We start from the raw sequence: 26,986 nt of genomic DNA, 5'->3' as shown, positions 1-26,986 counted from the left end.
TGATCGCCTCCCGTGGAAGAAGCCCCCGAGGACAACCACCCGAGTCCACTTCCCACTTTACGCGCGGACGGCGCCTTCGCCCGGGCTGTTTCAGCGCCTGGGCGAGCGCCCGAAACCCGATGCCAGCGGCATCCGCAGACCCAGCGGCGCAGGCGCGGCGAGCGCGTCCGTCACCGGCCGCGAGTACCGTCCCGAGAACATCGCGCCGAGGACGAAGTCCACCCCGAGGGCCACCACTTCCGCCTGGTGCTCGCGCAGGCCGTGCCCGTCGCTGTGGACCTCGAACCGACACGTGGAACGATTCGCCTTCTTCGCCCGCGCCGCCAACCGGAAGGACGCCTCCGGATCGCAGCGACCGTCGTCGGTCCCATGCACGATCAGCACCTGCCGCCCCGCCAACTGCTTCACCGGCTCCGACTCCGGGGAGCCCTTCCCCGCCGCCCCGCCCGCGTCGAGGGAAGGGGCCAGCGCCAGCACCGCGAGGACGGCCTCGTGCCCCGCCGCGCGCAGCGCGGCCAGACCGCCCGCGTCGTAGCCCGCGAGGCAGACAGGCACGTCCCCGTACCTGCGCACCGCCTCGTCCGCCGCCCAGCGGGCGTCGTCCTCGCGGGCGCCCGCCCCGTGGAGCACCGGGTGCGCGGCCAGGCCCTGCGCCCCGCCCGCCCGGGCCAGGGCCCGCGCGAGCGCACGCACGGGACCGGGGAAGAATCTGGACGCCCCGGGGAGCAGGAGCACCACACCACTGACCGTCGAGACCGAGCCGTTCGCGCCGGCCGCCCGCCCAAGGCGGGCCCCGCGCGCCGGCGGCGCATGCTGTGCCATGGCGGAACAGTCTCAGACCGACAGGTGTACGCGACCCGTCCGTACGGTCACTGTTACGTATCGACGGCTGACGCCGACCCCGCGCTCTACGCGCGTAGGAGCTACAGTGCCCAGATGACGAGCGACACCCCGAACCTTCCCACCCCGGATCAGATCCGCCGCGCCCCCAAGGTGCTCCTCCACGACCACCTCGACGGTGGCCTGCGCCCGGGCACCATCATCGAGCTGGCCCGCGAGGTCGGCTACGACAACCTCCCCGAGACCGACGCCGACAAGCTGGGCGTCTGGTTCCGGGAAGCCGCCGACTCCGGCTCACTCCCGCGCTACCTGGAGACGTTCGCGCACACCTGCGCCGTCATGCAGACGAAGGCGGCGCTCTTCCGCGTCGCCGCCGAGTGCGCCGAGGACCTGGCCGAGGACGGCGTCGTGTACGCCGAGATCCGCTACGCGCCCGAGCAGCACCTGGAAGCCGGCCTGACCCTCGAAGAGGTCGTCGAGGCGGTGAACGACGGCTTCCGCGAGGGCGAGCGCCGCGCGAAGGCGAACGGGCACCGCATCCGGATCGGGGCCCTCCTGACCGCGATGCGCCACGCCGCCCGCGCGCTGGAGATCGCCGAGCTGGCCAACCGCTACCGCGACAACGGCGTGGTCGGCTTCGACATCGCCGGCGCCGAGGCCGGGTTCCCCCCCACCCGCCACCTCGACGCCTTCGAGTACCTCAAGCGCGAGAACAACCACTTCACGATCCACGCGGGCGAGGCCTTCGGCCTGCCGTCGATCTGGCAGGCGCTGCAGTGGTGCGGCGCCGACCGCCTGGGTCACGGCGTGAAGATCATCGACGACATCGAGGTCGCCGCCGACGGTTCGGTCAAGCTGGGACGCCTGGCCTCCTACGTCCGGGACAAGCGCATCCCCCTGGAGATGTGCCCGACCTCGAACCTGCAGACGGCCGCGGCCGCCTCGTACGCCGAGCACCCGATCGGCCTGCTGCGCAAGCTGCACTTCCGGCTGACCGTCAACACCGACAACCGGCTGATGAGCGGTACGAGCATGAGCCGCGAGTTCGAGCACCTGGTCGAGACGTTCGGCTACACGCTCGAAGACATGCAGTGGTTCACCGTCAATGCGATGAAGTCCGCGTTCATTCCTTTCGATGAACGACTGGCGATGATCAACGACGTGATCAAGCCGGGCTACGCGGAGCTGAAGTCCGAGTGGCTGTTCCGGCAGACCGCTTCGACCAGCGGTTCTGTCTCGGCCTAGGCCATGGCATGACATGAGGACGGCGCCCGGGGAGGGTAATTCCCGGGCGCTTTCTCGTATTTACCGATGTTTGCGGGTCGGGCTTTGAAGTGACTAGTTTGCGGAGCCGCTCAATTCCCCGTCGCAAGGACGATTTTGATGAAGAAGTCAGCTGCCAAGACGCTCGGTGTCGCCGCCCTGGGTGCCGCCTTCGCCGCCGTCGCCGCCGGTTCCGCCTCCGCCGCCGTCCCGGCCGTCGGTCTGACCGACGCCCTGGGCACCGCCACCGGCGCCGTCCAGGGGCTCACCAGCCAGCAGAAGATGGGCGGCCACGGGGGCCAGGACGCCAGCGACCCGGGCGAGGCGCTCGGCGCGGTGACCGGCCTCCTCGGCGGCGTGCCGCTCAACAACCTCGGCAACTGATCGACATCGCGCCCAGCCACACGGTGTGATGCGCACGGCCGTGCTCGCCGCGGCCGTGCTTCGCGCGGCGTGCTCCACGCCCGTCGCCCCTGGGTAACCCGCACGCGCGCACCTGTGGCGCACACCCATTCGACGGGTGTGCGCCGCGTCGCGCGGTGTGCCACGATCACCGGCAACTGCCCGCCGAAGCAAGGTGTTTGGGGTCTCGGTCATGCGCATCAAGGCACGGTTCACGGCACGGACGTGGACACGGACGGCGGGCGTCGCCCTGCTCCCCGCCCTCCTCCTCGCCGCCACGGGATGCGGCGGGGCCGCCGACGGTCCCGGCGCGGCCCCGGACGCGAAGGGGCCGGCGGCGCCGCGCGCCACGGCCACGCCCCCCGCCGGCTCGGCGGCCCCGGCCTCCCCCAAGAGCGCCGCGAGCAAGCTGGAGCGGTCCGCGCTGGAGCAGGGCGACCTCGACGGCTACCAGATCTCCGCGCAGGGAAAGAACCCGAACGCCCCCTCCGGTCAGCCCCAGGCCGACCGCAAGGCCTGCCAGCCCCTCGCCGACGTCATGGGCGACAAGCCCGACCCGGCCGCCAAGGAGACCGTCAACCGGGGCGTCGGCTCGCAGAAGCAGGTGGGCCTCGCCGTCTCCGCCTCGGTCAGCTCCTACGCCGAGGCCGACGCCGAGCACCTCATGGACCGGCTGCGCGACGCCGTCGCCGAATGCGGTACGGGCTTCACCGCCACCGTCCAGAAGCAGACCGGCAGCTACCGCGACGTGAAGCCCCTGGCCTACAAGACCGGCGGCGACGAGAACGTCAGCTGGACCACCACGGCCACCGCCGCGGGCGTCTCGGCGCAGGTCCACCTTGTCGTCGTGCGCCACGGCGCCACCGTCGTGCGACTGATGGCCCTCAACGTGGCCGACGCCGCGAAGAAGGCGCAGGTACCGCAAGAGGTGGCCGACAAGCAGCTCGAAAAGATCCGCAAGACCGGCTGAGCGGCCGCGGACGACGTCCGGCCGGCTATCGGGCGGTCCGGGTCACAGACGGCCCGGGCTACCAGACGGCCCGGGCTACCAGGCGGCCTGGGTCGAGCCCGCGCCCGGCTTCTCGTTCGGCAGCAGCAGCCACAGCGCCAGGTAGATCAGGAACTGCGGGCCGGGCAGCAGGCACGACAGGACGAAGATGATCCGCATCGTCCGCGCCTTCATCCCGAACCGTCGCGCGAGACCGGCGCAGACGCCACCGATCATCCGGCCGTCACGGGGGCGGGTGATCGCGCTCATGGTTATCTCCTCGTATCTCGGAACCGCTGTGTTGCGATGCCTCAATACTCGCGGGGAACCGCCGACAGAACCTCGGTCCAGGGGCCCACGTCGACCCTGGTAATTCTCGGGGTGGGCCCCTGAGAGCGCCGCAGCCTGGACCGCAGCGCCGGCACCACCGCCGCGTGCACGAGCAGCACACCGGCCGTGTTCAGCAGCACAGAGTCCACGTCGACGACCTGCCCGGGCACCCCGGTCTGCAGCATCGCGATGCTCAGCGAGATCAGCGCTGCCGCGGCCCCCGTCCGGGCCAGCGAGGACCACGCCGCCAGCGGTGAGCGCGCGAGCCGTCCGCCGGCCAGCGGCATCAGCACTCCCAGCGGGGCCAGCAGGGCCAGGTCCCCGCCGATCCGGCGGGCCGCCTCCAGCGGCGCGTAGGCGAGGTCCGCACGGATGCCCTCCAGCGGAGTCAGGTTCGCGGCCGCCACCCAGGGCACGTCCAGCGGCCGCAGGGTGAGCCAGCCGACGAGGAGGAGATGGGCTGCCAGCAAGGCCCCGCCGACGAGCCGGAGCCGGAGATGGATGGCTGTCGCGGCGGTGTCGCCGGCCTCATGACGCTGCACACCTGCGAGGACGCAGCGCCCGGTAGCCGCGGTTCCGCCCCGTTCCGGTGTGACGGGACGCACGATGTCCTACAGCAGGGCGAGCAGCACGATCAGCAGCACCGCGCCCGCCGCGGCCGGTGCGATGACCTCGTACGACCACCGGACCTTGACGTCGCCCCGGGCGCTCTCGCGCGCCGCCCCGCGTTCGGCCAGCTCCTGAAGCTCGTCCACGACCTTGTCGGCGAGGGCGCGCGGCGGCCCCTGGGTGACCGGGCCCGCCGTTCGCTCGGGCCCCTTGGCGGCCGTCTCCGCGCCCCGGCCGTACTGGCGCTGTGCCTTCTTGCGCTCGCGCAGGGACACCGGGACCGACCACAGCTGGTACTTCTCGCCCTCCGCCAGCACCTCCGCCGAATACCCGGCGCGCACCGCGTCCACGGAACCCCAGGGCAGCTCGATGACCCGGAAGGGGTTGCGGACCCGCATCCGGTCCTCGTTGGCGAAGACGGCCGGCCGGATGGTGAAGGCGACGGTCAGCGGCACGGCGCAGAGGGCGACGGCCAGTCCGATCCAACGCGTACTGCCGTCCCCGTACAGCACGGCGTCCCCGCACAACCACACGATCATCGCGAGGGTCAGTACACCGGTCGCGATGGCCATGGACGAGCGGTAGACGCGGTCGGCGTAGACCGGCTCGGCGGCGGGCTGCTGGCTGCTCATGCGCCCGATTCTGCCTCACGCCGTCTCAGCCGACGAGATCGGCGTACAAGATGATGTTGTCGGGACGGTGGCCGTCGGTGAGCTCGCCGCCACAGGTGATGACGCAGCTCCGGGTGGAGGGTGTTCCCGTACACCTTGGCGGTGGGGAACGTCTTCTTGCCGACTTGTTCCAGCTCGCGCACCCGGAAGACCGCGCCGCTGCCGTCGGCCCGAGTGACGCTGATTTCGTCGCCGGTGCGGACGCGCGAGACATCCTTGAGCACGCCGGGCCCGCGGGCGGTGTCGAAGTGCCCGATCAGCACGGCCGGGCCGGTCTCGCCGGGGGTGACGCCCTTGGTGTACCAGCCGAGCTTGTCCCCGTCGGAGACCGACGGCACCTCGACGGTGCCGTCGGCGGCCAGGCCCAGTCGCAGCACCGGGGAGGCGTCCACCCCGGCCGAGGGGATGCGTACGCGTACGGGCGCGGAGGCGGCCAGGGGCGCGGCCGTCGCCGGGGCCGCGGGGGCGGCCGTGGGGGTGACGGCGGGCGGCGCGGCGGTGGTGGTGGATGCGGTGGTGGCGCCGCCGCAGCCGGTCAGGGCGGCGGCCAGGAGTGCGGCGGCCAGGAGATGGCCTGCGCGGTGGGTCATCGGGGGCTCCGGGAAACGTGGGCCGGCGGGCCACCGCGGAGGTGGCCCGCCGGAGGCAGGTCGGGAAAGGCGGGCCGTACGCGTCAGCGCCGGGCGCGGCGGCGGATCAGGAAGGCGGCCCCCACCGCGGCCCCCACCGCGGCCGACACGGCGGCCGCCCCGGCGCCGGCGGCCACGGTGGTGGCGTCGCCGGTGTCCTCGGCGGCGATCTCCGCCCCGGCGGCCACCCCACCCCGGGGCACCGCCACGGTCTGCGCGCCCGTCTGTGGCTTCACGTCGGCGACGGGCTTGGCGTCGACCTGGGCGGCGGGCTGCGCGGTGGCGGACGCGCCGGCGGACGGCGTGGCGGCGGACGGGGTGGGCTTCGGCGCGGACGTGTCGGTGCCCTGGTCCGCCGTGACCTCGTAGTCCGGCTCGCAGCCCTTGGGCAGAGCCGGGAAGGAGGTCCGGCCGAGCGGCGTGTCGCCGCCCTGGGCCTTCCACTCGAAGGACGGCGCGGCCCCGCTCGGGTTGACGATGCGCGCGATGATGCCGTCGGACGCGGGCAGCGCGGGGAAGGTGCGGTCCAGGTGGCGCCAGTTGTCGGTGACGTCCGTGCGGATGGTGACCTCCGGGCCCGCGGTGGACATCGACACGTCGGCGAAGAAGGCCCCGCCGAGGGCGACCTGCTTGGCCTCGGTCCCGCAGACCGGGCCCGTCTTGCCCTTCGGCAGCGGGTAGGACTTGGCGACCCCGTCCGTGGTGACGACGAGCACCGGGGCGGCGGTGTCGGCCTTGGCGAGCTTGAACTGCAGACCGTTGGCCGTCAGAGCCGGGTGCGTGCGGTCCACCAGCGCCACCACGCGGACCATGTAGTCGTCGCCGGGCTTCCAGTTCGGACCCACGGCGCGGATCCAGGCCTCGGGGCCCTCGGCCCCGTTGCGCAGCACCGCGACCAGGCCCTCGCCGACGTAGACCGGCTCGCCCGTGTAGCGGGCGTTGTCCGACACCGATCCGGTTGCCGCGGCCCCGCTCTGAGGGGCGGGCGCGGCGAGCGCCGTCGCCGCCGGCGCGAGCAGGGCGCCGGCGAGGGCGGCGGTGACGATCGAGGTGCGGATAGCGGTACGCATAACGACTCCGGAAAGCATTGTCGCGGGAAGGTGGGAGAGTCGCATGCCGCGTTTTCTCTGTCGGGCTTTCATCCGGTGAGGTCTGGCGGGCTGCTGAAGAGAAATTTACGGATCTTGTTCGACTGAACCATGGGGTTTTCGTCTTCGCGATGTAACGGGAAAAGCGGAGGTCAGCGGTCCGCAGTCGGTGTCCGGGCCGCATCCGGCCGCGCCCGGACGCGGGCGGCCCCGCACGGATGTGCACCTGCGGGGGGTGACATGCCGCTACGCGCGTAGATATGCTCGTCTGGTGACCATGCCCACCACCCTCACCGCATTCGCTGACGTGACGACGTCCGACAGCGCGCTGCGCCGCTTCCTGCACGGGCTGCCCGGCGTAGACGCAGTCGGACTGGAGGCCCGCGCGGCCTCCCTCGGCACCCGCTCGATCAAGACGACGGCCAAGGCGTACGCCATCGACCTGGCCATCTCGATGATCGACCTGACCACGCTTGAGGGTGCGGACACCCCGGGCAAGGTGCGGGCGCTCTCCGTCAAGGCCGTCAACCCCGACCCGACCGACCGTACGACGCCCAAGACCGCCGCGGTCTGCGTCTACCCGGACATGGTGGCCACCGCCAAGGCCGCACTGAACGGCGCCGACGTCAAGGTGGCCTCCGTCGCGACCGCCTTCCCGGCCGGCCGCGCCGCGCTGCCCGTAAAGCTCGCGGACACCCGTGACGCCGTCGCCGCCGGCGCCGACGAGATCGACATGGTCATCGACCGTGGCGCCTTCCTCGCCGGTCGCTACCTGGAGACGTACGAGCTGATCAAGGCCGTCAAGGAGGCGTGCGTACGTCCCGACGGCACGGCCGCCCGTCTCAAGGTGATCTTCGAGACCGGCGAGCTCTCCACGTACGACAACATCCGCCGCGCCTCCTGGATCGGCATGATCGCGGGCGCCGACTTCATCAAGACCTCCACCGGCAAGGTCGGCGTCAACGCGACCCCCGCGAACACCCTCCTGATGCTCGAAGCCGTCCGCGACTTCAAGGAACAGACCGGAATCCAGATCGGCGTGAAGCCGGCCGGCGGCATCCGCACCACCAAGGACGCGATCAAGTTCCTGGTCCTGGTCAACGAGACCGCGGGCGAGGACTGGCTGAGCAACCACTGGTTCCGCTTCGGCGCCTCCAGCCTGCTCAACGACCTGCTGATGCAGCGCCAGAAGCTGAGCACCGGGCGCTACTCCGGTCCCGACTACGTGACGGTGGACTGAGACCCTCATGAACAAGCCTTCCCTCTTCGAGTACGCACCGGCTCCCGAGTCCCGCTCGGTCGTCGACATCGCCCCCTCCTACGGGCTCTTCATCGACGGCGAATTCACCGACGCCGCCGACGGCAAGGTCTTCAAGACCGTCTCGCCGTCGTCCGAAGAAGTCCTCTCCGAGGTCGCCCGAGCCGGCGCCGCCGATGTCGACCGCGCCGTCAAGGCCGCCCGCAAGGCCTTCGAGAAGTGGTCCGCGCTGCCCGGCTCCGAGCGCGCCAAGTACCTCTTCCGTATCGCCCGGATCATCCAGGAGCGCAGCCGCGAGCTGGCCGTCCTGGAGACCCTGGACAACGGCAAGCCGATCAAGGAGACCCGCGACGCGGACCTCCCGCTCGTCGCCGCGCACTTCTTCTACTACGCGGGCTGGGCCGACAAGCTCGACCACGCCGGCTACGGCGCGAACCCGCGCCCGCTGGGCGTGGCCGGTCAGGTCATCCCGTGGAACTTCCCGCTGCTGATGCTCGCCTGGAAGATCGCCCCGGCGCTCGCCACCGGCAACACGGTCGTCCTCAAGCCCGCCGAGACCACCCCGCTGTCCGCCCTGTTCTTCGCGGACATCTGCCGTCAGGCGGGCCTGCCCAAGGGCGTCGTCAACATCCTCCCGGGCTACGGGGACGCGGGCGCGGCGCTCGTCGGGCACCCCGACGTCAACAAGGTCGCCTTCACCGGCTCGACCGCGGTCGGCAAGGCCATCGCCCGCCAGATCGCCGGCACGGACAAGAGGGCCACCCTGGAGCTGGGCGGCAAGGGCGCCAACATCGTCTTCGACGACGCCCCCATCGACCAGGCCGTCGAGGGCATCGTCACCGGCATCTTCTTCAACCAGGGCCAGGTCTGCTGCGCGGGCTCGCGCCTGCTGGTCCAGGAGTCGATCCACGACGAGTTGCTGGACTCCCTCAAGCGCCGGCTGTCCACGCTGCGCCTGGGCGACCCGCTCGACAAGAACACCGACATCGGCGCGATCAACTCCGCCGAGCAGTTGGCGCGGATCACGGCGCTCGCCGAGACCGGCGAGGCCGAGGGCGCCGAGCGCTGGTCCCCGGCGTGCGAGTTGCCGGCCGCCGGTTACTGGTTCGCGCCGACGCTCTTCACCAACGTCACCCAGGCGCACACCGTCGCCCGCGACGAGATCTTCGGCCCGGTGCTGTCCGTACTGACCTTCCGCACGCCCGACGAGGCCGTCGCGAAGGCCAACAACAGCCAGTACGGCCTGTCCGCCGGCATCTGGACGGAGAAGGGCTCGCGCATCCTCGCGGTCGCGAACAAGCTCCGCGCGGGTGTGGTGTGGGCCAACACGTTCAACAAGTTCGACCCGACCTCGCCCTTCGGCGGCTACAAGGAGTCGGGCTTCGGCCGCGAAGGCGGCCGCCACGGTCTGGAGGCCTACCTCGATGTCTGAGTCCTCTGTGCGTCTGAACGTCTTCAAGACCTACAAGCTGTACGTCGGGGGCAAGTTCCCCCGCTCCGAGAGCGGCCGGGTGTACGAAGTGACGGACTCGAAGGGCAACTGGCTGGCCAACGCCCCGCTGTCCTCCCGCAAGGACGCGCGTGACGCGGTCGTCGCCGCCCGCAAGGCGTTCGGCGGCTGGGCGGGCGCGACCGCGTACAACCGCGGGCAGGTCCTCTACCGCGTCGCCGAGATGCTGGAGGGCCGCCGGGAGCAGTTCGTCCGCGAGGTCGGCGAGGCCGAGGGGCTGTCCAAGTCCAAGGCGGCGGCCGTCGTGGACGCGGCCGTCGACCGGTGGGTCTGGTACGCCGGTTGGACCGACAAGATCGGTCAGGTCGTGGGCGGGGCCAACCCGGTCGCGGGCCCGTACCTCAACCTCTCCACCCCCGAGCCGACCGGCGTCGTCACCGTCGTCGCCCCGCAGGACTCGTCGTTCCTGGGCCTGGTCTCGGTGATCGCCCCGGTCATCGCGACGGGCAACACGGTCGTGGTGATCGCCTCGGAGAAGTCGCCCCTGCCCGCCCTCTCCCTGGGCGAGGTGCTGGCCACCTCCGACCTGCCGGGCGGTGTGGTCAACATCCTGTCCGGCAAGGCCGCCGAGATGGGCCCGCACCTGGCTTCCCACCAGGACGTCAACGCGATCGACCTGGCAGGCGCCGACGCGGCGCTGGCCAAGGAGCTGGAGATCGCCGCGGCCGACAACCTCAAGCGCGTCCTGCGTCCACAGCCTGTGGACGACTGGAGCGCCGACCCGGGCACGTCCCGCATGACGGCGTTCCTGGAGACCAAGACGGTCTGGCACCCCACGGGGTCGCTGGGCGCGTCCGGCTCGTCCTACTAGTCCCGCAGGACAGGCCCGAGTCCCGTAGGGCGGCCCTAGTCCCGCAGGACGGACCTAGGCCCTTGGGACGGCCCGCGAAACCGGCCCCGGCAGCGCCCCCCCGCGCTGTCGGGGCCTTCGGCGTCGCTGGGCCTCCGCGGTTACTTCCGGCCGGGCAGCAGCGGGCCGAGGAGCGAGCCCGCGGCGGCGGTGGGCAGTTCGCCCACCGAGGGGCCCTGGGTCAGGACGCCGGTCACCATGGTGGTGCCGACCGCCGGGAAGTCCGCGACCTTCGTCCCCACGCCGTTGTCGAGGGGGTCCACGCCGGTGTGGGCCAGCGGGTTCACCTTGAGGTTCGCGATCGGGTCGGTGACACCGGCCAGGGCCGCCGGGACGGAGAGTTCGCCCGCCTGCGCGCCGCCGGCGGCCATCGCCAGGGCCGCACCGGCCATCGAGAGGGTGAGGCCGGCGGTACGGAGAGCGCCGGTACCGGGGGCTGCGTGACGTGCCATGAGGTTCCCGCCTGTGGTCGTAGTCGCGTGCGCACGCAGCGTAGTGGAGGGTGGGGTCAGGATTCCAACCGGCCGTGCGGTGTGGGCGGGTGTGAGAGTGCTCGCAGGACGCGTCACCGATGTACCCATACGGGAGGTCATGGTTCACACTGGTGACCCGTGAGCTCCTCCTCTCCCCTCCCCACGCGCGTCGTCCTGCTGACCGGGCCCTCGGGCTCCGGCAAGTCCTCGCTCGCGGCCCGCTCGGGCCTGCCCGTGCTGCGCCTGGACGACTTCTACAAGGAGGGCGACGACCCGACCCTGCCGCTGGTCGAGGGCAGCTCGGACATCGACTGGGACTCGCCGCTGTCCTGGGACGCCGACGCGGCGGTCGCCGCGATCGGGGAACTGTGCGCGGCTGGGCGGACCGAGGTGCCGGTGTACTCCATCGCGACGTCCTCGCGGACGGGTTCGGAGACGCTGGACATAGCCCGCACCCCGCTGTTCATCGCGGAGGGGATCTTCGCCGCCGACATCGTGGCCCGATGCCAGGAGCTGGGCCTGCTGGCGGACGCGATCTGCCTGCGGGGGCGACCGTCGACCACCTTCCGCCGACGGCTGGCGCGTGACCTGCGCGAGGGGCGCAAGTCGGTGCCGTTCCTGCTGCGCAGGGGCTGGCGGCTGATGCGGGCGGAGCGGGGGATCGTGGCGCGGCACACGGCGCTGGGTGCGCACCCGTGTGCACGGGACGAAGCCCTCGGCCGCCTGGCCGCCTGCGCGGCCGGCCGCCACCGCACCCCCACCCCGGCCTGACCCCACCCCCGCTGCCTCCCGACCCGCCGGGGCCTACGCGCGCCTGCGCCGCGGTGCGTTTCGGCTGCGCCGGTTGACTGTTCGGCTGCGCCGGCTCTGCGTTCGGCTGCGCCGGGCCTACGCGCGGCTGCGCCGGGGTGCGCTGGGCTGGGCTGGGTCTGCGGTCGGCTGCGCAGCGGTGCGTTTTCGGCTGGGCCGGGGCCTATGCGCGCCTGCGCCGCGGTGCGTTTCGGCTGGGTTGGGCCCAAGTGCGGCAGCGCCGGGCCGGCTTCGTGTTGTGCGGGGTGCCCTGTGGTCCGGGCGGGCCGTTCCTGCGGCCGCGCCACCCGTCTTCTGGCTGCGGGGCACTTCCCGCAGCCGGCCGGGCCGGGTCGTATTTCGGCCGGGTCCGGCAAATTCAGCCACGCCGGCGTTTGAGGCGCGGGGTCTGGGGCGGAGCCCCAGGAAACCCGGCTCCGCCCGGAACCGCGCCTCAAACCCCGGCGAGGCAGGGATGGCCGGCCCAGGTCACGTCGGGCCGCGTGGGGCGAGGCTCCGTCCCGGTGCCGCGCCTCGAACGCCGAGGCTCGGTCCCGGTCCCGTGCTTCGAACGCCGGCCAGGCGCGCGGTCGGGCATGCGAAAAGGCGGGATCATGCGGACCCCCGACCGCTTGATCCCGCCTTTTCCCCCCGCGGCCCCCGCCCCACCCCCGTAGGACGGGCCCCCTTGGCCCGATGGTCTTCGTCAGGCGACGAGTTCCCCGAAGGACTCCGCCTCGTCCCGGCCGAAGCTCAGGACGTCGTCCTCGCGCAGCCGCCGCAGCGACCGCCAGATGCTGGACTTCACCGTGCCGACGCTGATGCCCAGGATCTCCGCGATCTCCGGGTCCGTGCGGCCCTCGTAGTACCGCAGCACCAGCATCGTCCGCTGCGGCTCCGGAATCCGGGCCAGCGCCTGCCACAGCACCGCCCGAAGCTCCGTACCGCGCATCGCGTCCGTGTCGGATGCCGTCTCCGGCAGCTCCTCCGTCGGGTACTCGTTCAACTTCCGCCGACGCCACGCGCTGATGTGCAGGTTCGTCATCGTGCGCCGCAGGTACCCGCCGACCGCAGCCTTGTCGCTGATCCGGTCCCACGCCCGGTACGTCGAGAACAGCGCGCTCTGGAGCAGGTCCTCCGCCTCGTACCGGTCGCCGGTGAGGTGGAACGCCGTCGCGAACAGCGCCGCCCGGCGTTCCTGGACGTACGCCGTGAATTCCGCCTCCGAGGAGGAAGGAAGTCGCGGGGCGGGAACCGCCTGGTACGTGTTCGCGTCAATGGCTACAGGATGCGTCGGCCGCTGACGGGCGACCGTCGCCGTACGGACACCCGCCCGGCGGTTCGCATCGTGCAGCCGCGTGACAACCGCGCTGGTCGTGGTGCTGTGCAGCGTGTTCATCTCGCGCCCCCCGTCGTGGAGTCTGCTTCGGTCCGTCTCTGGTAGAAGCCTGCCCCCCCGACTTAACCGAGGTGTCCTGCGACTGTCACAGCCCTGTCACAGCGGCCCGCCGTCGCATCCGCGTACGACGGACGGTCGAGTCCCGACGGCCGATGGGACAGAATGAGCCCGTGCCTTTCCTGTTGCTGATCGAGGACGACGACGCCATCCGCACGGCCCTCGAACTCTCCCTGTCACGCCAGGGCCACCGTGTGGCCACCGCGGCGACGGGCGAGGACGGCCTGAAACTGCTGCGCGAGCAGCGGCCGGACCTGATCGTGCTGGACGTGATGCTGCCCGGGATCGACGGCTTCGAGGTGTGCCGGCGCATCCGGCGCACCGACCAGCTGCCGATCATCCTGCTGACCGCGCGCAGCGACGACATCGACGTGGTGGTCGGGCTGGAGTCCGGAGCCGATGACTACGTTGTCAAACCCGTCCAGGGTCGCGTGCTGGACGCCCGCATCCGCGCCGTCCTGCGCCGCGGCGAACGCGAGGCCAGCGACTCCGCCGTGTTCGGGTCCCTGGTCATCGACCGCGCCGCCATGACGGTGACGAAGAACGGCGAGGACCTCCAACTCACCCCGACCGAGCTGCGCCTGCTGCTGGAACTCAGCCGCCGGCCCGGCCAGGCGCTGTCGCGGCAGCAGTTGCTGCGCCTCGTCTGGGAGCACGACTACCTCGGTGACTCGCGGCTCGTCGACGCCTGCGTGCAGCGGCTGCGGGCCAAGGTCGAGGAAGTCCCGTCCTCGCCCACCCTGATCCGTACGGTCCGGGGTGTCGGCTACCGCCTGGACTCCCCGCAGTGACCAAGCGGTTCCTGGGCGGCCTGTTCGCGGGGCGGCGCTGGACGAGTCTGCGGCTGAGGCTCCTCGTGGTGTTCGCCCTCGTCGCGCTGACGGCTGCCGTGTCCGCGTCCGGGATCGCCTACTGGCTCAACCGCGAGGCGGTGCTCACCCGTACCCAGGACGCGGCGCTCGGCGACTTCCGGCAGGAGATGCAGAACCGCGCCGCGGCGCTGCCCGCCGATCCGACGCCCGAGGAACTCCAGCGCACCGCCGAGCTGATGGCGGGCAGCAGCCCCGGGTACAGCGTGCTGCTCGTGGACGAACTCAAGGACGGGCGCAAGGTGTTCGGCGCGGCCGGCCCCGACGCCTTCGGGTTGAACGACGTACCCAAGTCCCTCCAGCAAGCGGTGAACGACCAGCAGAAGACGACGGTCGCCAACGACGCCCAGTACCACATGTACTGGCAGCGGACGAAGCGGCGCGGCAACCCGTACCTGGTGGGCGGGACGCGGATCGTGGGCGGCGGCCCGACGGGCTACATGTACAAGTCGCTCGCGCAGGAACGCGACGACCTCAACGCGCTCGGCTGGTCCCTGACCATCGCCACCGGCCTCGCGCTGCTCGGCTCCGCGCTGCTGGCGCAGGCCGCCGCCCGGACCGTGCTCAAGCCCGTGCAGCGCCTCGGCGACGCGGCGCGACGGCTCGGGGAGGGCGAACTCGACCACCGGCTCGAAGTGTCGGGGACCGACGAACTCGCGGACCTGTCGCACACCTTCAACAAGACGGCGGAGGCGCTGGAGAAGAAGGTCGCGGACATGAGCGCGCGCGAGGAGGCCAGTCGACGTTTCGTCGCGGACATGTCGCACGAACTGCGCACGCCGTTGACGGCGTTGACGGCGGTCGCCGAGGTGCTGGAGGAGGAGGTCGACGACCTCGATCCGATGATCGCACCGGCGGTGGCCCTGGTGGTGAGCGAGACCCGACGCCTGAACGACCTGGTGGAGAACCTGATGGAGGTCACCCGCTTCGACGCCGGGACGGCTCGGCTGGTCCTCGACGACGTGGACGTCGCCGACCAGGTCACGGCCTGCATCGACGCACGGGCGTGGCTGGACGCCGTCGAACTCGACGCGGAGCGCGGGATCGTGGTGCGGCTCGACCCGCGGCGGCTCGACGTGATCTTGGCCAACCTCATCGGCAACGCGCTCAAGCACGGCGGCTCGCCCGTGCGGGTGTCGGTGCGGGTGGACGGGGAGTGGCTGCTCATCGTGGTCAAGGACAACGGCCCGGGCATCCCGGAGGAGGTGCTGCCGCACGTCTTCGACCGGTTCTACAAGGCGAGCGCGTCCCGGCCGAAGTCGGACGGGAGCGGTCTGGGCCTGTCCATCGCGATGGAGAACGCGCACATCCACGGCGGCGACATCACGGCCGCCAACGGGGGCGAGGGCGGGGCGCTGTTCACGCTGCGGCTGCCGGTGGACGTGGGAAAGGTGATCGCCGGTGAGGCGTAGGGCGGGGTGGAGGGCCGGGCGTGTGGTCGGGCCCGTGGTGGGGCGTGTGACCGGGCGTGTGCCGGGGCGCGTGGCGGGGGCACTGCTGCTGGTGGCCGTGACGGCGGTGACGTCGGGGTGCGGGATTCGTGCGACGACGGTGCCGGTGGACGTGGGCGCGGCGCCCTCGCGGGTGTCGTGCGACACCCCGGCGCCGCCGAACGGGCAGCAGCCGAGCGGGGTGCCGGGGTTCCGGGCGACGGTGGAACTGGTGTGCGGGTCGCAGCTCGTGGGCGTGGAGCGGGTGGTCCCGGTGCCCGAGAAGCGGCCGGCGCGCGACCCCGTGGTGCTGGCGGCCCAGGCGCTGCTGGAGGCGCTGGAGCGGGAGCCGTCGGCGGAGGAACGGGACGCCGGGTTCACGACCGGGGTCCCGGCCGGGCTGGCGACGGTGCCGACACGGGCGGGAGACCCGGCGGGGACGGTCCGGCTGAGCCGGAAGCCGGAGGACCTGCCGCCGGTCGCGCTGTCGCAGATCGTGTGCACGCTCTCGGACAGCGAGGCGGTGTCGGCGGGCCCGGGTCCGGTGGTGCTGGGTGGTCCGGACGCCGATCCGCCGCGGACGTGGGAGTGCAGTGACGCTGTCCGCTCGCGGCCGGAGTCGGTGCCGACGCTGGGCGACGTGGTCCGCCCGTCGCCTTCCTGACGGAGTTCGGGGGCCGGGCCGGGGGGGCTGTGTCGCGGGGCTGTGCCCCCGGTGGGCCGGGTGGGCGCGGTGGGTCCGGTGCCGCCCGGTGGGTCCGGTGGGTCCGGTGGGTGCGGTGCCGTCCGGTGGGTCCGGTGGGTGCGGTGGGTCCGGTGGGTCCGGTGCCGCCCGGTGGGTCCGGGGGGTGCGGTGGGTGCGGTGCCGTCCGGTGGGTCCGGTCGCCTTGGGCCCGGGGCCGGCCCGGGCCGCCGACCCAAACGCCGGCAGGGCTGCTTTGTGGCTGGTCTGCCGGGGGGGGGCAGGCCCGGTGGGTGGGTGTGCCACCGTCAGGCGGTCTCAGTGAGGGGGCGGGGTTTCCCGTCCGTCTCATCGTCCTTCCGGGGCGGGACGGCCCGTCAAGGGCGCTCCCTTCGGTCGCGTCGCTTCGCGATGGTCTTCGACCACCCTTGATAGGCCGTCCCGCCCCGGAAAATCGAAGACTGCCGGGAAGCCCCCGAAGGAACGGGACGGTCCGGAGCCACAGGGAGCGGCCCCTCAGCGATGAGGCGGGGCGCCCGGCATCGGCTGCCGGGCATCCGGGCCCGTCGGGCAGCCGACCCGGGCTGCGGGGAGCGCTGACCGACGAAGGACGCGTCCGGCCATGACGGCTGCACCGAAGCGACCGAGTGGCCCCGCGCGGCAGATCCCTACGCGCTCCTCAATGTCGGCGTCCGCTAGGGCGTGTGGGCTTGTTGCCGCATCGCATGTCGGCCGGGCGGGGACGTCGACGGCCCCCTCGGGCAGAGCCGAGGGGGCCGTCGACGTGGGGACCCCGGGTCAGATGCCCATGGCCACCGAGAGGTCCTTCTTGATCGCGTCCAGGACCTCCTGGCCGCGGGCGCGCGCCGTGGCGAGGTCGGAGGCCTCGGCCACGGGGACCACCACCTCCAGGTAGCACTTCAGCTTCGGCTCCGTGCCCGACGGGCGGACGATCACCCGGGCCTTGTAGTCGCCCTTCAGGTAATAGCGCAGGCCGTCCGTCGGCGGGAGGGATTCCGTGCCTCGGTTCAGGTCCTCCGCCGAGACGACCCGCAGGCCCGCGAGCGACACCGGCGGCTGCGCACGCAGCGCCGCCATCGCCGAGGCGATGACCGACAGGTCCGAGACCCGTACGGACAGCTGGTCGGTGGCGTGCAGGCCGTGTGCCATCGCCAGGTCGTCCAGCAGGTCGGCCAGGGTGCGGCCCTGCTCCTTCAGCTCCGAGGCCAGTTCGGCGACGAGGAGCGCGGCTGTGATGCCGTCCTTGTCGCGGACGCCCTCGGGGTCGACGCAGTAGCCGAGCGCCTCCTCGTACCCGTAACGCAGACCCTCGACGCGGGAGATCCACTTGAAGCCCGTCAGGGTCTCCTCGTACGGCAGGCCGGCCGCGTCCGCGATCCGTCCCAGGAGGCTGGAGGAGACGATCGACTCGGCGAAGACGCCGCGGGCGCCCTTGTGGACCAGGTGGGCGGCCAGGAGCGCGCCGACCTCGTCGCCCCGGAGCATCCGCCAGCCGCCGTTGTCCGGGACCGCCACCGCGCAGCGGTCGGCGTCCGGGTCGTTGGCGATCACGATGTCCGGGTTCACCTCGGTGGCCTTCGCGAAGGACAGGTCCATCGCGCCCGGCTCCTCCGGGTTCGGGAAGGCCACCGTCGGGAAGGCCGGGTCCGGCTCCGCCTGCTCGGCCACCAGGACCGGGGTGGGGAAGCCGTGGCGGGCGAAGGCGGCCATGACGACGTCCTTGCCGACGCCGTGCATGGCTGTGTAGACGGTCCGCACGCCCCGGGGGGAGCCGGGGGTCAGGACCGCGTCCGTACGCGCCAGGTAGGCCTCCAGGACCTCGTCACCGAGGTCTTCCCAGCCGGACTCGGGGCGCGGCACGGAGTCGAGGGTGGTGATCCGCTCGATCTCCGCCGCGATCTCGGCGTCCGCCGGGGAGACGATCTGAGAGCCGTCGCCGAGGTAGACCTTGTAGCCGTTGTCCCGGGGCGGGTTGTGGCTCGCGGTCACCTCGACGCCGGCGACGGCGCCCAGGAGCTTTATGGCGAACGCGAGGACGGGCGTCGGCAGGGGGCGGGCCAGGACGGCCGCGCGCAGTCCGGCGCCGGTCATGACCGCGGCGGTGTCGCGGGCGAAGTCCGCCGACTTGTAGCGCGCGTCGTAGCCGACGACGACGAGGCCGCCGGCGTGGCCCCGGGCCTTGAGGTAGGCCGCGAGGCCCGCCGCGGCCCGGATGACCACGGCACGGTTCATCCGCATCGGGCCCGCGCCGAGTTCGCCGCGCAGCCCGGCGGTGCCGAACTGCAGCATTCCGGAGAAGCGGTCCGCGAGCCCCGCCGTGTCGCCGGCCTCGATGAGCGCGGCCAGTTCGGCCGCCGTCTCCGGGTCCGGGTCCTCGGCCAGCCAGGCACGGGCCCGGGTGATCAGGTCGTCCTGCACTTCCTGCACTACTTCCGCCTTACCTCTCGTACGGTCCTCAGATACGGGCGAGGACCTGGGTCAGCAGCTTGCCCATGCGCGAGGCCGAGTCACGGCCGGCCTGGAGCACCTCTTCGTGGTTCAGCGGCTCGCCGGACAGGCCCGCCGCCAGGTTGGTGACGAGGGAGATGCCGAGCACCTCGGCGCCGGCCTCGCGGGCGGCGATGGCCTCCAGGACGGTGGACATGCCGACGAGGTCCGCGCCCATGACGCGGATCATGTTGATCTCGGCCGGGGTCTCGTAGTGCGGGCCGGGGAACTGGACGTAGACGCCTTCTTCGAGGGTCTCGTCGATCTCCTTGCACAGCGCGCGCAGGCGCGGCGAGTAGAGGTCGGTGAGGTCCACGAAGTTCGCGCCGACGATCGGCGAGGTGGCCGTCAGGTTGAGGTGGTCACTGATGAGGACCGGCTGGCCGGGCTTCATGCCCTCGCGCAGACCGCCGCAGCCGTTGGTCAGCACGATGGTCTTGCAACCGGCGGCGACGGCGGTGCGGACGCCGTGGGCGACGGCGGCGACGCCGCGGCCCTCGTAGTAGTGGGTCCGGCCGAGGAAGAGCAGCGCGCGCTTGTCGCCGATCTTGTACGAGCGGATCTTGCCGCCGTGGCCCTCGACCGCGGGCGGCGGGAATCCGGGCAGCTCGGTGACGGGGAACTCGGCCTCGGGCGCACCGAGCGCCTCTGCGGCGGGGGCCCAGCCGGAGCCCATGACGAGGGCGACATCGTGGGTTTCGGCGCCGGTCAGCTCGCGCAGGCGGGCGGCCGCGGCGGTGGCGTCGGCGAAGGGGTCGGTAACAGATGCGTTCACGCCGACGAGCGTAACCGCTCCTGGCCTACGCGCGTAGATGGCACAGCTCACGGTGTTCGGATCGTTGCCTTGTCGTTTCCGCCGAATCGTCCCCGCGAGGCGGAATCGGCTCCACCGGCGTTCGAGCGGAGGTGCCGGTGGGCTCCTTTGATGTCCGGCCGGGGGAGTGGTCGGGGGCGGCGGCCGGGCGCCGCCCCCGGTGCGGCTCGGGGGGCTCGGGGGTTCCCGGGGCTCCGCCCCGGCCCTCCGTCTCGAACGCCTGCGAAGGTCGGTCGCCTGCGGGTCGGTGGTGCGGCACCCGCCCGGTCCGTCGGTCGGGATCGGCCGTGGCGGCCCGGGGGCCCTCTGGTCGCCCGGGCCGGCGCCCATGCCCCGGTGCGGGGCTGGTGGCGGTGTGGGGCGGGTGCCTGGGGTCCGGGGCCGGGGGTAGTGCGGGGCGCTCCTGCACCCCGGGTGCGGGGCCGGGGCGTGGGTTGTGCGCCTGCACCCCGATGCGGGGCCGGGGGTGGGCTGGAGCGGTCATGCAACCCGGGTGCGGGGGCTGGGGCTCCGGACCGAGTCCGGTCCGGAGCCCGGGGCAGGGGAGTGCCGGGGCGCTCACGCTTCCGGGGCGAGGGCGGTGTGCGGGGGCCGGGGGGCGGCCCGGGCCCTCAGCAGGGGCGCTTGCGCAGTTCCATCACGTAGTCGTGCGGCGCGCCCGCGGACTCGGCCGCGTCCGCGATCTCGCCCAGGTAGCGCGCGGAGGGCAGGCCGCCCTCGTAGCCGTTCAGGACGTACACCCAGGCGGCCTCCTCGCCGTCCAGGGTGTGCACCCGGATGCGCATCCGGCGGTAGATGTCGAGCCCGACGCCCTCCCACCGGTCCATCGAGTCCTCGTCGAGCGGCGCGATGTCGTAGAGGGCGACGAAGACCTGCTGGCGCGGCGCCTCGACGATCGTCGCCAGCGCCCCTTCCCAGCCCATCTGCTCGCCGCCGAAAGTCAGCCGCCAGTCGTTGATCCAGCCCGTGCCGCGCAGCGGCGAATGCGGAGCGCGGCGCGTCATCAGCCGCGGGTCGAGGTTGCCGGCGTACGCGGCGTAGAGCGACATGAGGTCGAGGGTACGGGAGGGGCGGCCCGGGCGGAGTGCCCGGATGGATGAGGCGGGGGCGACCCGGGACGACCGGATCGGCGGAGCGGATGGCGGGACCGGGCGTGAAGCACCTTGAAGCGTGCGGGACAATGGGGCACGGAATGCATCCCCCGGGGAGACCCCCCGGAAGCCCCGGCCGGGGCGGCAGCCGGCCGGGTAGACCTGAGGCGGAGTTTTCGTGACCCGGATCGTGATCATCGGCGGCGGACCCGGCGGCTATGAGGCGGCCCTCGTAGGGGCTCAGCTCGGCGCGGAGGTGACCGTCGTGGACTGCGACGGGCTCGGCGGCGCCTCGGTACTGACCGACTGCGTGCCCTCCAAGACCCTCATCGCGACCGCCGAGGTCATGACGACCTTCGACTCGTCGTACGAGGAACTCGGCATCGTCGTCGCGGACGACACCCCGCACATCGAGCAGGCCGCGCGCGTCGTCGGCGTCGACCTCGGCAAGGTGAACCGGCGCGTCAAGCGCCTCGCGCTCGCCCAGTCGCACGACATCACCGCCTCCGTCACCCGGGCGGGCGCACGCGTCATGCGGGGCCGCGGCAAGCTCGGCGGCCCGCAGGGCATCGACGGCACCCGGGACGTCATCGTCACCGCTGCCGACGGCACCGAGACGATCCTGACCGCCGACGCGGTACTGATCGCGACCGGCGGCCACCCCCGTGAGATCCCCGACGCGATGCCCGACGGCGAGCGCATCCTGAACTGGACCCAGGTCTACGACCTCGACGAGCTCCCCGAGGAGCTCATCGTGGTCGGTTCCGGTGTGACCGGCGCCGAGTTCGCGGGCGCCTACCAGGCCCTCGGCTCGCGCGTGACGCTGGTGTCGTCCCGCGACCGGGTGCTGCCGGGCGAGGACCCCGACGCCGCCGCCGTCCTGGAGGACGTATTCCGTCGCCGCGGCATGAACGTCATCGGTCGCTCGCGCGCCGAGTCCGCGAAGCGGGTCGGCGACCGGGTCGAGGTCACCCTCTCCGACGGCCGGGTCATCAGCGGCACGCACTGCCTGATGGCGGTCGGCGCCGTCCCCAACACGCAGGGCATGAACCTGGAGGAGTCCGGGGTCCGGCTCAAGGAGTCCGGGCACATCTGGACCGACAAGGTGTCGCGCACGTCCTCGCCCGGCGTGTACGCCGCCGGTGACGTGACGGGCGTCTTCGCGCTGGCGTCCGTGGCCGCCATGCAGGGCCGGATCGCGATGTACCACTTCCTCGGGGACGCGGTCGCGCCGCTGAACCTCAAGACGGTCTCCTCCAACGTCTTCACCGACCCCGAGATCGCCACCGTCGGCTACACCCAGGCCGACGTGGACGCCGGCAAGATCGACGCCCGCGTGGTGAAGCTGCCGTTGCTGCGCAACGCGCGGGCGAAGATGCAGGGCATCCGGGACGGCTTCGTGAAGCTGTTCTGCCGCCCCGGCACCGGGATCGTGGTCGGCGGTGTGGTCGTCGCGCCGCGTGCCAGCGAACTCATCCACCCCATCTCGATCGCCGTGGACAACAATCTGACGGTCGAGCAGATCGCAAACGCGTTCACCGTGTACCCCTCCCTGTCCGGTTCGATCGCCGAGGTGGCGCGCCAGTTGCACACCCGGAAGGTCGCCGGGGAGGCGTAGTCGCCGCGAACCGCCCTGTTGCGCAAGGAGTTTGGGGCGACGGATGGGGACGCGGCCGACTGTTCACGCAACTGTCCGACCGCGTATACCACTTGTCGCCCCACCTTATGGACAACTTCGGTATTCCGGCGGAAGGAGCTGAAAGCAGTCGGTCGCCCGGGTTACTGTCAGTTTCGTGTTCGCTGCAGAACGTCGCCAATTGATCCTCGAAATGGTGCGGGCCAACGGAGCGGTATCGCTCCGTGAGCTCGCCCGCGTCGTCCAGACCTCCGAAGTGACCGTACGGCGGGACGTGCGGGCACTGGAGGCAGAAGGACTCCTCGACCGCCGGCACGGCGGTGCGGTCTTGCCGGGCGGTTTCACGCGGGAGTCCGGCTTTCCGCAAAAGTCCCATCTCGCCACCGCGGAGAAGACGGCCATCGCCGATGTCGCGGCCGGCCTCGTCGAAGAGGGCGAGGCCGTCGTCGTCGGCGCGGGAACCACGACCCAGGAGCTGGCCCGCCGGCTCGCGCGGGTTCCCGGGCTGACCGTGGTCACCAACTCGCTGCTCGTCGCCCAGGCGCTGGCCCATGCCAACCGGGTCGAGGTGGTGATGACCGGCGGCACCTTGCGCGGCTCCAACTACGCGCTCGTCGGCAGCGGCGCCGAGCAGTCCCTCCAGGGCTTGCGGGTGTCGCGGGCCTTCCTGAGCGGCAGCGGCCTGACGGCCGAGCGGGGGCTGTCCACGTCCAACATGCTCTCCGCGAGCGTGGACCGGGCGCTGGTGCAGGCCGCCGCGGAGGTGGTGGTCCTGGCCGACCACACCAAGCTGGGCACCGACACCATGTTCCAGACCGTGCCGACGGACGTCATGACGCGGCTGGTCACCGACGAGCCGCCGCCGCACGACGACCGGGCGGCCACCGAGCTCCAGGCGCTGGCCGACCAGGGCGTGCAGATCACGGTGGCGGGCGGCGCGGCGGCCTCCGGCGGGGACGGCATGGCGGGGCGGCGGCCGCGGCGGGAGTCGCCCCTGCCGGTGCAGCGCCGAAGCGGGCCGACCGCGCAGTTGCGCAGCGCGCCGGCCGGGTTGCTGGAGCAGCAGGCGGGGGAGCGGGGGCGGGTGGCGGACATGCGGCGGCGCTGAGCGGGTGCCGGTAGCCGGTGCGGGTGCGGTGCCGGGGTGCGGCGCCGCGGCGCGAGCGGCCCCGGCTGCGCCGGGCTTCGCGGGGCTCCGCCCCGCACCCCGCGCCTCAAACGCCGCCGGGCTGGATTTGCCCGCCCCGGCGGTGCTGATTTGCCGCCGGCGGGGCTGGGTTGGGGCTCCGGGGGCTGGGGCCCGCGCCTCAAACGCCGCCGGGCTGGATTTGCCCGCCCCGGCGGTGCTGATTTGCCGCCGGCGGGGCTGGGTTGGGGCTCCGGGGGCTGGGGCCCGCGCCTTAAACGCCGGCGGGGCTGGATTTGCCCGCCCCGGCCGGGGTGGAACTGCCCCCGGCGGGGCTGGGTTGGGGCTCAGGGGCAGGGGCCCGTGCCGCAAACGCCGGCGGGGCTGAATACGCGAAGGCCCCCGCCCGGTCGGGCGGGGGCCTTCGCGTTGGTGGGTCAGTCCTTGATCTCGCAGATCGTGGCGCCCGAGGTGAGGGAGGCGCCGACCTCGGCCGTGAGGCCGACGATCGTGCCGGAGCGGTGCGCGTTCAGCGGCTGCTCCATCTTCATGGCCTCCAGGACGACGATCAGGTCGCCCTCGTTGACCTGCTGGCCTTCTTCGACGGCGACCTTGACGATCGTGCCCTGCATCGGGGACGCCAGGGTGTCGCCCGAGGCGGCCGGGCCGGACTTCTTCGCGGCGCGGCGCTTCGGCTTGGCGCCGCCGGCGGCGGCGGTGCGGGCCAGAGTCATGCCCAGCGACGACGGCAGCGAGACCTCCAGGCGCTTGCCGCCGACCTCGACCACCACCGTCTCGCGGCCCGGCTCCTCGTCGGACTCCTCGGCGGCGGGCGCCGTGAAGGCCGGGATCTCGTTGACGAACTCGGTCTCGATCCAGCGGGTGTGGACCTTGAACGGAGTGCCGTCGGTCGGGGCGAACGCCGGGTCCACCACGACCGCGCGGTGGAACGGGATGGCGGTCGCCATGCCCTCCAACTCGAACTCCGCGAGGGCGCGGGCGGCGCGCTGGAGGGCCTGCTCACGGGTGGCGCCGGTGACGATCAGCTTGGCGAGCAGCGAGTCCCACGCGGGGCCGATGACGGAACCCGATTCGACGCCCGCGTCCAGGCGGACACCGGGACCCGAGGGGCCGGCGAACTTCGTCACCGTGCCCGGAGCCGGCAGGAAGCCGCGGCCCGGGTCCTCGCCGTTGATGCGGAACTCGAAGGAGTGACCGCGCAGCTGCGGGTCGTCGTAGCCGAGGGCCTCGCCGTCGGCGATGCGGAACATCTCGCGCACGAGGTCGAGTCCGGTGACCTCCTCGGTGACCGGGTGCTCGACCTGGAGGCGGGTGTTGACCTCCAGGAAGGAGATGGTGCCGTCGGTCCCGACGAGGAACTCGACGGTGCCGGCGCCCACGTACCCGGCTTCCTTGAGGATCGCCTTGGACGCCGCGTACAGCTCGGCGTTCTGCGCCTCGGTGAGGAACGGCGCGGGAGCCTCCTCGACCAGCTTCTGGTGGCGGCGCTGGAGCGAGCAGTCACGGGTGGAGACGACGACCACGTTGCCGTGCGTGTCGGCCAGGCACTGCGTCTCGACGTGGCGCGGCCTGTCGAGGTAGCGCTCCACGAAGCACTCGCCCCGGCCGAACGCGGCGACGGCCTCGCGCACGGCGGAGTCGTACAGCTCGGGGACCTCTTCGAGGGTGCGGGCGACCTTCAGACCGCGACCGCCACCACCGAAGGCGGCCTTGATCGCGATGGGCAGACCGTGCTCCTCGGCGAACGCCACGACCTCGTCGGCGCCGGACACCGGGTCCGGGGTGCCGGCGACCAGCGGCGCGCCGGCGCGCTGGGCGATGTGACGGGCGGCGACCTTGTCACCGAGGTCACGGATCGCCTGCGGCGGCGGGCCGATCCAGGTCAGGCCCGCGTCGAGAACGGCCTGGGCGAAGTCCGCGTTCTCGGACAGGAAGCCGTATCCGGGGTGGATGGCGTCAGCTCCGGAGTCGGCTGCTGCCTGGAGGACCTTCTTCATGTCCAGGTAGCTGGCGGCCGGGGTGTCACCGCCCAACGCGAACGCTTCGTCTGCCGCGCGGACGTGCAGCGCGTCCCGGTCCGGGTCGGCGTAGACGGCTACGCTCGCGATCCCGGCATCCCGGCAGGCACGGGCAACGCGGACAGCGATTTCGCCACGGTTGGCGATGAGCACCTTGCGCACGATGGCTTCCTCCTAGAAACAAGCTGAGTTTAGGGACAGCTGACACGGCCTTTCGACCCCTATCCGCAGGTGAGCTTCCCCACACGGAGCGTGATAGCGAGGCTTGCCCGAGCCCAGAAACCCTTGTGTCGCCCCAGGTCAGGGAGATCCCCGACTGCACAGTAACCCCGTGACGCGGCGCAGGTCTCTGTTCGCCGGGTCAGCGGCCCCTGCTGAATCTTTGTGGAGTCCCTACGAACGGCCTATGCATTCTTTGCGTGAGAGCCGTCACTCGGGCCACTCGGTAACGAAGCCGTCCCCACCCCTTGTCGGCGCGTTTACCGGTGAGTAGCCTCCAGGCGTCGAACACGCTTGTGGCTTCTGGGGGGATGGGGGCGTCGGTGCTGCGCAGACTCGTGGCCGGGCTGGCCGCGATCGTGCTCGTCGTGGAAGCGGCGGTGCTCGTACTCGTGCACGTCGTGCTGGGGAAGACGACGCAGAGCCAGTCGATGTCCATCGCCGGGAGCGATCCGGAGCTGATGGCGAAGGCGACCTACGGCCTCGGGGCGGCGATGGGCGCCTTCCTGCTGTTGTGCGCCGTCATGCTCGCCGTCGTCGCCGTACGGGACCGGGCTCCCGGCCGCTTCGCCCGCGTGGTCCTGGTGGTCGCAGCCGTCACCCACGCGGTGCTCGGCGCGCTCGCCCTCGGACTGGTGGGCTGGGGCGCCTTCGCCGTCCTGATGCTGATCCTGTGCCTGCTCGTGCTGACCCTGATGCTCTACGCCGGGCCCGAGGACGCGCGGGACGCCGGGGGCCCCCAGGGCGCGGAGGACGCCCCGCCGCCCGGCATCGAGGGGCTCAGGCCCACAAATCCGTGATGGAGACGTCCAGTTCGGCCAGCAGGGAACGCAGCAGGGGCAGGGAGATCCCGATCACGTTGCCGTGATCCCCGTCGATGCCGTCGATGAAGGGCGCCGACAGCCCGTCCAGGGTGAAGGCACCCGCGACGTGCAGCGGCTCGCCGCTGGCCACGTACGCGGCCACCTCGGCGTCCGTCGGCTCGCCGAAGCGGACCGTCGTGGACGCCGTGGCCGACACCTGACGGCCGCTCGCCGCGTCGATGACGCAGTGCCCGGTGCGCAGTACCCCGGCCCGGCCCCGCATGGCCTTCCAGCGGGCCGTCGCCTCCTCGGCGTCGGCCGGCTTGCCCAGTGCCTCCCCGTCGAGCTCCAGTACGGAGTCACAGCCGATCACCAGCGCCCCCGCGGCCTCGTCCAAGGCCGCGACCACGCCGGCCTTCGCCTCGGCCAGCGCCAGCGCCAGCTCGGACGGGGTGTCGGCGCTCAGGGTGTCCTCGTCGAACCCGCTGACGATCACGTGCGGGGCGAGCCCGGCCTGCCGCAGCAGGTTCAGCCGGGCGGGCGAAGCGGAGGCGAGGACGACGGAGCGGGGCGCGGCAGCAGTCATGCGAGCCATCGTAGGGCCGTGGGAGAG

At 72.4% G+C, this 26,986-nt stretch carries 25 protein-coding genes and 1 pseudogene; 13 read left to right on the top strand and 13 right to left on the bottom strand.

The genetic code is table 11. The annotated features are described in order from the left end of the window. Positions 1–90 precede the first annotated feature (90 nt). Positions 91–822, bottom strand: coding sequence for an alpha/beta hydrolase (locus ACV7NM_RS12820; RefSeq protein ID WP_463410421.1), 732 nt, complete (start codon positions 820–822; stop codon positions 91–93). 114 nt (positions 823–936) lie between these two features. Here ACV7NM_RS12820 and ACV7NM_RS12815 point away from each other — a divergent pair, with 114 nt between their 5' ends. The 3 genes from ACV7NM_RS12815 (at position 937) to ACV7NM_RS12805 (ending at position 3,475) form a co-directional block, all read left to right on the top strand. After that, the gene (locus ACV7NM_RS12815) at positions 937–2,085 is read left to right on the top strand and encodes an adenosine deaminase (RefSeq protein WP_136217117.1); all 1,149 of its coding nucleotides are present in this window, start codon (positions 937–939) and stop codon (positions 2,083–2,085) included. 138 nt (positions 2,086–2,223) lie between these two features. Next, positions 2,224–2,487, top strand: coding sequence for a hypothetical protein (locus tag ACV7NM_RS12810; RefSeq protein WP_463410420.1), 264 nt, complete (start codon positions 2,224–2,226; stop codon positions 2,485–2,487). Positions 2,488–2,698: 211 nt separating this feature from the next. After that, positions 2,699–3,475 (top strand): hypothetical protein, encoded by a 777-nt coding sequence (locus ACV7NM_RS12805; RefSeq protein WP_463410419.1) that lies wholly within the window; start codon positions 2,699–2,701, stop codon positions 3,473–3,475. 75 nt (positions 3,476–3,550) lie between these two features. Here ACV7NM_RS12805 and ACV7NM_RS12800 read toward each other — a convergent pair whose 3' ends face one another. The 5 genes and pseudogenes from ACV7NM_RS12800 to ACV7NM_RS12780 all read right to left on the bottom strand — a co-directional run bounded on the left by ACV7NM_RS12800 (position 3,551) and on the right by ACV7NM_RS12780 (position 6,802). Beyond that, a complete protein-coding gene (locus ACV7NM_RS12800) occupies positions 3,551–3,763 on the bottom strand; it encodes a PspC domain-containing protein (protein ID WP_463410418.1) in 213 nt (70 codons plus the stop codon). 41 nt (positions 3,764–3,804) lie between these two features. Continuing rightward, entirely contained in the window at positions 3,805–4,365 is a 561-nt protein-coding gene (locus tag ACV7NM_RS12795) for a VanZ family protein (RefSeq protein WP_463410417.1), read from the bottom strand. A 69-nt stretch (positions 4,366–4,434) separates the two neighbouring features. Further along, positions 4,435–5,064, bottom strand: a complete 630-nt coding sequence (locus ACV7NM_RS12790; RefSeq protein ID WP_463410416.1) for a PH domain-containing protein — start codon at positions 5,062–5,064, stop codon at positions 4,435–4,437. Between the two features lie 25 nt (positions 5,065–5,089). Continuing rightward, positions 5,090–5,693: pseudogene (locus tag ACV7NM_RS12785) on the bottom strand (class F sortase). An 83-nt stretch (positions 5,694–5,776) separates the two neighbouring features. Beyond that, entirely contained in the window at positions 5,777–6,802 is a 1,026-nt protein-coding gene (locus tag ACV7NM_RS12780; protein WP_463410415.1) for a hypothetical protein, read from the bottom strand. A 295-nt stretch (positions 6,803–7,097) separates the two neighbouring features. Here ACV7NM_RS12780 and deoC point away from each other — a divergent pair, with 295 nt between their 5' ends. From deoC to ACV7NM_RS12765, 3 genes are read left to right on the top strand one after another with little or no spacing between them, the layout of a single operon-like run. Continuing rightward, positions 7,098–8,060 carry a deoxyribose-phosphate aldolase gene (gene deoC / locus ACV7NM_RS12775; RefSeq protein ID WP_463413924.1) on the top strand — a complete coding sequence of 321 codons (963 nt, stop codon included), beginning with the start codon at positions 7,098–7,100 and terminating at the stop codon, positions 8,058–8,060. A 7-nt stretch (positions 8,061–8,067) separates the two neighbouring features. Then, the gene (locus tag ACV7NM_RS12770) at positions 8,068–9,510 is read left to right on the top strand and encodes an aldehyde dehydrogenase family protein (RefSeq protein WP_463410414.1); all 1,443 of its coding nucleotides are present in this window, start codon (positions 8,068–8,070) and stop codon (positions 9,508–9,510) included. Next, entirely contained in the window at positions 9,503–10,399 is an 897-nt protein-coding gene (locus ACV7NM_RS12765) for an aldehyde dehydrogenase family protein (RefSeq protein WP_463410413.1), read from the top strand. Before ACV7NM_RS12770 ends, ACV7NM_RS12765 begins: the two co-directional genes overlap by 8 nt. 140 nt (positions 10,400–10,539) lie before the next feature. Here ACV7NM_RS12765 and ACV7NM_RS12760 read toward each other — a convergent pair whose 3' ends face one another. Continuing rightward, complete coding sequence (locus ACV7NM_RS12760) at positions 10,540–10,890, bottom strand: hypothetical protein (RefSeq protein ID WP_463410412.1); 351 nt, start codon at positions 10,888–10,890, stop codon at positions 10,540–10,542. Positions 10,891–11,049: 159 nt separating this feature from the next. Here ACV7NM_RS12760 and ACV7NM_RS12755 point away from each other — a divergent pair, with 159 nt between their 5' ends. Continuing rightward, a complete protein-coding gene (locus ACV7NM_RS12755) occupies positions 11,050–11,682 on the top strand; it encodes a uridine kinase family protein (RefSeq protein ID WP_463410411.1) in 633 nt (210 codons plus the stop codon). Between the two features lie 724 nt (positions 11,683–12,406). On the opposite strand, the gene ACV7NM_RS12750 is transcribed toward ACV7NM_RS12755, so the two are convergent. Then, entirely contained in the window at positions 12,407–13,099 is a 693-nt protein-coding gene (locus ACV7NM_RS12750) for a SigE family RNA polymerase sigma factor (protein ID WP_463410410.1), read from the bottom strand. Positions 13,100–13,269: 170 nt separating this feature from the next. Between ACV7NM_RS12750 and afsQ1 the strand changes: the two genes are divergently transcribed. The 3 genes from afsQ1 to ACV7NM_RS12735 are packed head-to-tail and all read left to right on the top strand — an operon-like array spanning position 13,270 to position 16,119. Continuing rightward, positions 13,270–13,947, top strand: a complete 678-nt coding sequence (gene afsQ1 / locus ACV7NM_RS12745) for a two-component system response regulator AfsQ1 (RefSeq protein WP_180291024.1) — start codon at positions 13,270–13,272, stop codon at positions 13,945–13,947. After that, the gene (locus tag ACV7NM_RS12740) at positions 13,944–15,437 is read left to right on the top strand and encodes a sensor histidine kinase (protein WP_463410409.1); all 1,494 of its coding nucleotides are present in this window, start codon (positions 13,944–13,946) and stop codon (positions 15,435–15,437) included. Before afsQ1 ends, ACV7NM_RS12740 begins: the two co-directional genes overlap by 4 nt. A gap of 46 nt (positions 15,438–15,483) precedes the next feature. After that, the gene (locus ACV7NM_RS12735; protein WP_463410408.1) at positions 15,484–16,119 is read left to right on the top strand and encodes a hypothetical protein; all 636 of its coding nucleotides are present in this window, start codon (positions 15,484–15,486) and stop codon (positions 16,117–16,119) included. An 816-nt stretch (positions 16,120–16,935) separates the two neighbouring features. On the opposite strand, the gene ACV7NM_RS12730 is transcribed toward ACV7NM_RS12735, so the two are convergent. The 3 genes from ACV7NM_RS12730 to ACV7NM_RS12720 form a co-directional block, all read right to left on the bottom strand. After that, complete coding sequence (locus ACV7NM_RS12730) at positions 16,936–18,576, bottom strand: phospho-sugar mutase (protein WP_463413923.1); 1,641 nt, start codon at positions 18,574–18,576, stop codon at positions 16,936–16,938. A 37-nt stretch (positions 18,577–18,613) separates the two neighbouring features. Then, positions 18,614–19,420 (bottom strand): purine-nucleoside phosphorylase, encoded by an 807-nt coding sequence (locus tag ACV7NM_RS12725; RefSeq protein WP_361312208.1) that lies wholly within the window; start codon positions 19,418–19,420, stop codon positions 18,614–18,616. Positions 19,421–20,070: 650 nt separating this feature from the next. After that, positions 20,071–20,508, bottom strand: coding sequence for a gamma-glutamylcyclotransferase (locus ACV7NM_RS12720; protein WP_136217134.1), 438 nt, complete (start codon positions 20,506–20,508; stop codon positions 20,071–20,073). A gap of 220 nt (positions 20,509–20,728) precedes the next feature. Here ACV7NM_RS12720 and ACV7NM_RS12715 point away from each other — a divergent pair, with 220 nt between their 5' ends. Together ACV7NM_RS12715 and ACV7NM_RS12710 are read left to right on the top strand one after the other, a co-directional pair. Continuing rightward, the gene (locus tag ACV7NM_RS12715) at positions 20,729–22,168 is read left to right on the top strand and encodes an NAD(P)H-quinone dehydrogenase (protein ID WP_136217135.1); all 1,440 of its coding nucleotides are present in this window, start codon (positions 20,729–20,731) and stop codon (positions 22,166–22,168) included. 211 nt (positions 22,169–22,379) lie between these two features. Further along, positions 22,380–23,294: a DeoR/GlpR family DNA-binding transcription regulator gene (locus ACV7NM_RS12710; protein WP_463413922.1), complete on the top strand. Its 915-nt coding sequence runs from the start codon at positions 22,380–22,382 to the stop codon at positions 23,292–23,294. Between the two features lie 455 nt (positions 23,295–23,749). On the opposite strand, the gene ACV7NM_RS12705 is transcribed toward ACV7NM_RS12710, so the two are convergent. Beyond that, on the bottom strand, positions 23,750–25,513 hold the full coding sequence (locus ACV7NM_RS12705; RefSeq protein ID WP_463410407.1) for an acetyl/propionyl/methylcrotonyl-CoA carboxylase subunit alpha: 1,764 nt from the start codon (positions 25,511–25,513) through the stop codon (positions 23,750–23,752). A gap of 380 nt (positions 25,514–25,893) precedes the next feature. Between ACV7NM_RS12705 and ACV7NM_RS12700 the strand changes: the two genes are divergently transcribed. Beyond that, positions 25,894–26,370 carry a hypothetical protein gene (locus ACV7NM_RS12700; RefSeq protein WP_463410406.1) on the top strand — a complete coding sequence of 159 codons (477 nt, stop codon included), beginning with the start codon at positions 25,894–25,896 and terminating at the stop codon, positions 26,368–26,370. Here ACV7NM_RS12700 and ACV7NM_RS12695 read toward each other — a convergent pair. Continuing rightward, positions 26,351–26,968 carry a Maf family protein gene (locus tag ACV7NM_RS12695; protein ID WP_463410405.1) on the bottom strand — a complete coding sequence of 206 codons (618 nt, stop codon included), beginning with the start codon at positions 26,966–26,968 and terminating at the stop codon, positions 26,351–26,353. The two genes, ACV7NM_RS12700 and ACV7NM_RS12695, sit on opposite strands and share 20 nt — an antisense overlap. Between the last annotated feature and the right edge of the window lie 18 nt (positions 26,969–26,986).

This window comes from Streptomyces sp. Tek67B01, assembly GCF_055231995.1.
The sequence above is the reverse complement of the archived record's forward strand: the minus strand, read 5'-3'. Positions and strand labels throughout refer to the sequence as shown.